At 71.8% G+C, this 5406-nt stretch carries 2 protein-coding genes and 1 pseudogene; 2 read left to right on the top strand and 1 reads right to left on the bottom strand.

Annotated elements, in window-relative coordinates; translation table 11 throughout:
• Together ASJ79_RS17780 and ASJ79_RS17775 are read left to right on the top strand one after the other, a co-directional pair.
• Positions 1-1717, top strand: a 1717-nt coding sequence (locus tag ASJ79_RS17780) for a KR domain-containing protein (protein ID WP_156448507.1), incomplete at its 5' end; no start/stop codon positions are given.
• A pseudogene (locus ASJ79_RS17775) lies at positions 1717-4884 on the top strand (type I polyketide synthase); the annotation flags it as partial. The gene ASJ79_RS17780 and the pseudogene ASJ79_RS17775, both read left to right, overlap by 1 nt.
• Here the strand turns inward: ASJ79_RS17775 and ASJ79_RS17770 are convergent.
• Entirely contained in the window at positions 4866-5279 is a 414-nt protein-coding gene (locus tag ASJ79_RS17770; RefSeq protein ID WP_369803702.1) for a polyketide synthase dehydratase domain-containing protein, read from the bottom strand. The pseudogene ASJ79_RS17775 and the gene ASJ79_RS17770 overlap by 19 nt on opposite strands.
• Positions 5280-5406 lie beyond the last annotated feature (127 nt).

Genomic DNA, 5406 nt, shown 5'->3' with positions numbered 1-5406 from the left:
GGCGCTGCTGGCCGACATGACCGACGACGACCTGACCCCGATGTTCAAGGCGAAGGTCGACGCGGCGACGGTGCTGCACAAACTCACGCTGCGCACCCCGGTGCGCCGCTTCGTGCTGTTCTCGTCCATCACCGGCCTGCTCGGTTCGCGCGCGGTGGCCCACTACACGGCCGCCAACGCGTTCGCCGACGCGTTCGCCCACGCCCGCCGCGCGCTCGGGCTCGCCGCGACGGTGATCGACTGGGGCCTCTGGAAATCCTGGTCGGACGCCCAGCCGCAGATGAAGGCGGCCGGGCTGGAGCCGATGCCCAACGAGGTCGCGATCAAGATGCTGCCCGCGGTGCTCAGCCCGGACGCCGCGGTGCAGACCGTGGTGGCCGGCGCGGACTGGGTGCGGCTGGCCGACGCCTACCGGATGCGTGCCTCGGTGAAGGTGCTCGACCACCTGGTCTCCGGGCCCGGGCAGGACGCCGATCTGAGCGCGGTGACGGCCCCCTCCTGGGGCACCGTGCTCGGCGAGCCGGTCGACGGCACGTCCCACGACCGGGTGTGGCGCGCCAGACTGCTGCCCGGCGAACGCTCCTACCCCACGGCGCACCGCGTCCGCGGTGTCGAGGTGGTGCCGGTTTCGGTGCTGCTGCAGACACTTTCGGTGGCCGCGGCGCAGCTGGACGGTGTCGCCGTCGGCGATGTGCGGTTCGAGTACCCGATCGTCGCCGATCAGCCGAAGGTCGTCCACGTGGTGGCCGACGGGACGTCGCTGACCGTGTGGTCGAGCGCCGGGCCCGACAGCCCGGAACAGCGCTGGACCCGGCATGCGAGCGCCGAACTGGCCGCCGCACCTGTTGGCGAGCTCAGCGGCGACCAGAGCGCCGGTGGACGGGTGTTCGGCAGCGCGTCGATCGCCGAGATGCAGGGCTCGCTGGGTGTGGAGGGACAGCCGTTCGAATGGACGGTCTCGAACTGCACGGCCACCGTCGCCGGGGCACGCGCCGACCTCGCACTGCCCGAGACGACCGAGTCCCCCGCGGCGGCGCTCGTCGACGCGGCGGTGCACGTCGCCCGGCTGGCCGACGCCGACAACGCCCGACTGCTCCTGCCCGCGGGAGCCGAGACGCTCGCGGTGGCGTCCTCGGCGGGCAGCACCGCTGTCGTCGAGGCCTACCGGCGTGCCGGTGACGGCGACGCACTGGTGGTCGACGTCGTGGTCAAGGGCGCCGACGGCTCGGTGTGGGTCGACATGCGGGGCCTCACGTACGCCCCGGTGGAGTCCGCGCCCGCCCCGGTCGCCGAGCAGACCGCCACGGCGGCGACGGATGTCGTCGACTGGTCGGCGATGAACCGGCAGCAGACCGTCGCCGAACTGCGCACCCGGTTGCGCACCATCCTGGCGCGCGAGCTGGGAATGCCCGAGGACGCCGTCGATGCCGACATGCCGTTCCCGGAGCTCGGCCTGGACTCGATGATGGCGATGAACCTGCTGCGCGACGCCAAGGCGCTGGTGCGTGTCGACCTGTCGGCCACGATGCTGTGGAACCACCCGTCGATCTCGCAGATGTCGGATTTCGTCGCCGACCTGCTCGCGCCGCAACAGACCGCGGTGGACGAACCAGAACCCGAAGTAACCGAAGACTCCGAAGACGACTCGTTCAGCGTGCTCGACGAGTTGTTCTCGTCCGTCGAGTCGGCGAACGCCGGCAGTGAGGGATCCATCTGATGAAGACCACCTTCGACCGGATCTCGGCCATGTCCGCCGAGCAGCGCGGCAAGCTGGCCGAGCAGTTCGAGAAGGCCTCCCGGGTCGCCGGCGCCGAGCCCATCGCGGTGGTCGGCATCGGCTGCCGGTTGCCCGGCGGTGTGACCGGCCCCGACAGCTACTGGGAGCTGCTGGAGAACGGTGTCGACGCGGTCACCGAGGTGCCCAAGGACCGCTGGGACGGCGACGCGTTCTACGACCCGGATCCGATGGCGCCGGGCCGCATGCCCACCAAGTGGGGCGCCTACCTCGACGACGTCACCGGTTTCGACGCCGACTTCTTCGGGATCACCCCGCGTGAGGCCGCCGCGATGGACCCGCAGCAGCGCGTGCTGCTCGAAGTGGCCTGGGAGGCATTGGAAAACGCCGGCATGGCGCCGGACACCCTGGGTGAGACGCGCACCGCGGTGATGATGGGCGTCTACTACACCGAGTACCAGAACTCCTCGGCGGGCAACCCCGACACCATCGACGCGTACTCGGCGACCGGGAACGCCCACAGCGTCACGGTCGGCCGGATCGCCTACCTGCTCGGGCTGAAGGGCCCGGCCGTCGCCGTCGACACGGCGTGCTCGTCGTCGCTGGTGTCGATCCACCTGGCCTGCCAGAGCCTGCGGATGCGCGAGAGCGATCTCGCGCTGGCCGGCGGCGTGAGCCTGAACCTGCGCCCGGAAACCCAGCTGGCCCTTGCCAAGTGGGGAATGCTGTCGCCGCACGGCAAGTGCCACGCGTTCGACTCGCGCGCCGACGGCTTCGTTCGCGGCGAAGGCGCCGGTGTCGTGGTGCTCAAGCGCCTGACCGACGCGGTGCGCGACGGCGACCGAGTGGTCGGTGTCGTGCGCGGTTCGGCGGTCAACCAGGACGGCCGCTCCAACGGCCTGACCGCACCGAACGCGCCGTCGCAGCACGACGTGATCACCCGGGCGCTGCGCTCGGCCGACGTCGCCGCGGCATCGGTGAACTACATCGAAACCCACGGCACCGGAACGGGTCTGGGTGACCCGATCGAGTTCGACGCGCTGGCCGCCGTGTACGGCAAGGGCGAGGTGCCGTGCGCGCTCGGCGCGGTCAAGACCAACATGGGTCACCTGGAGGCCGCGGCCGGCGTCGCCGGCTTCATCAAGACCGTGCTGACCCTGCAGCACGGCAAGATCGCGCCGAACCTGAACTTCGAGAAGTGGAACCCGCAGATCGACCCGAAGCCGACCCGGCTGTTCGTGCCGACGGCGGCGGGGGAGTGGCCCGAGAGCGAGCATCCGCGCCGCGCCGCGGTGTCGTCGTTCGGCATGGGCGGCACCAACGCCCACATCGTGCTGGAGCAGGGCCCCGAGCCGGTGCCCGCTCCCGCCACCGCTTCCGGTGTCGTCACCCTCGTGGTCTCGGGCAAGACACCCGCGCGGCTGGCCGCGTCGGCCAGGTCGCTGGCCGACTGGCTCGACGGTGCCGGCGCGACCGTGCCGCTGGCCGACGTCGCCTACACCGTCAACCACCATCGCAGCCGCTACCAGACCATCGCCACGGTGTGCGCCCGCACCCACGCCGAGGCGGTCACCGGTCTGCGCGCGCTGGCCGACGGCCGCACCGCGCCGGGTGTCGCGGGCGCCCGTGACGGCAAGGTCGGATCGGGAACGGTGTTCCTGTACTCCGGGCAGGGCGCGCAGTGGGCCGGCATGGGCAAGACGCTGCTCGCCGAGGAGCCCGCGTTCGCCGCGGCCGTCGACGAACTGGAACCCGCGTTCGTCGACAAGGTCGGCTTCTCGCTGCGCCAGACGCTGGAGGCCGGCGAGCCGGTGGTCGGCATCGACCGCATCCAGCCGGTGCTGGTCGGCATGCAGCTGGCGCTGACCGAGCTGTGGCGGTCCTACGGCGTCGAACCCGACGCGGTGATCGGCCACTCGATGGGCGAGGCCACCGCCGCGGTGGTCGCCGGGGTGCTAACCCCGGCCGAGGGTTTCGACGTGATCGCCACCAGGACCCGGCTGATGAAGCGGCTGTCCGGGCAGGGCGCGATGGCACTGCTCGAGCTCGACCCGCAGGCCACCGAGAAGTTGATCGCCGACAAACCCGACGTGACCATCGCGGTGTACGCGTCGCCGAAGCAGACGGTGATCGCCGGTCCGCCCGACCAGGTCGACGAGCTCGTCGCCGCGGTCGACGCGCAGGGCAAGCTGGCCCGCCGCGTCGAGGTGGACGTCGCCTCGCACCATCCCACGATCGACCCGGTGCTGCCCGAGCTGCGGGAGGCGCTGGCCTACCTGACGCCCGCGGCCCCGAAGATCCCGCTGGTGTCCACGGTCGCCTACGCCGGGAACGCGCCGATGTACTCGGCCGACTACTGGGCGGCCAACCTGCGCAACCCGGTGCGGTTCTCCCAGGCGGTGCACGAGGCCGGCGCCGAGAACAGCAATTTCCTCGAGATCAGCCCGCACCCGCTGCTGACCCACGCGATCAGCGACACGCTCGCGGCGCAGTCCACCAGCCGCAGGTATCACGTCGGCGCGACGGTGAACCGGGACCAGCCCGAGACGCTGGCATTCCACGCGCAGCTGTCCGCGGTGCGTCCGCCCGCGGCGAAGGAGCCCGAGGACGCGACCGGCCGGCTCGTGGACGTGCCGCCCACCGCGTGGCAACACTCGCCGTACTGGATGGCGGACCGTGCTGCGGCACAAGGCTTCTCAGGTGCGCACCCGCTGCTGGGGCTGCACGTGGAACTGCCGTCGGGCACCGGTCACGTGTGGCAGTCCGATGTGGGCCTGCAGGCTCACCCATGGCTGGCCGACCACATCGTGCACGGCCTGGCGGTGATGCCGGGCGCCGGTTTCGCCGAGATCGCGCTGGCCGCCGGGCGGGAAGCGCTCGGCCTGCCCGCCACGGGTGTCGAGGTGGCCGTCGAGGTCGAGCAGATGCTGCCGCTCGACGAGCACACCAAACTGACCACCCAGCTGAGCACGCTCGAGGACGGCACGCTGCGCGTCGAGATCCACTCCCGCTCCGATGCGGGCAGCTGGACCCGGCACGCGGCCGGCACCGTCCGTCCCGCCCCGGACGGGCCCGCCCCGGCCAAGGTGGTGCCCGCCTCCGACGGCACCCCGGTCTCGCCGTCGGAGTTCTACGCCACGGTGCGCCGCTGGATGCGCTTGAGGTGCACGTCGTCGACCTGGGCCAGCACGGTGCCGGTGTCGTCGGTGAGGGTGACCCGGCCCATGGCGTCGCCGCTGTCCTCGACCACGCCGACCAGTTCGGCACGGCACTTGGCCCGCCGGCCGATCTCCCCGTACACCCGGATCGATCCGAAGCCGACCGGCAGATAGGTGAGGTCGGTGGATTCGGCGAGGGTCGAGTCGCTCATCGCGGCGGCCAGACCCTGCAGGGCCGCGTCGAGCATGACCGGGTGCAGCGCGACACCGCGGTGCGGCGTCGCCTCGTCGGGCAGCACGATCTCGGTGTCGGCCGCACCCGACGACCGCACGATGCGGGTCAGCGCGGCGAAGGCGTGCGCGTGGTGCGCGCCGGTGCGGCGCACCGCGGCGTAGAACTCCGCCTGCGACACCCGGGTCTCGGCGACCTGGATCTCGGTGTGCGTCAGGTCGAGCACGGTGCGCAGCTGCGCGATCAGGGTGCTCTTGACGGATTCGGTGGACTCGACGGTC

The sequence above is a fragment of the Mycobacterium sp. NAZ190054 genome (genome assembly GCF_001545925.1).
Taxonomy (GTDB): domain Bacteria; phylum Actinomycetota; class Actinomycetes; order Mycobacteriales; family Mycobacteriaceae; genus Mycobacterium.
The sequence above is the reverse complement of the archived record's forward strand: the minus strand, read 5'-3'. Positions and strand labels throughout refer to the sequence as shown.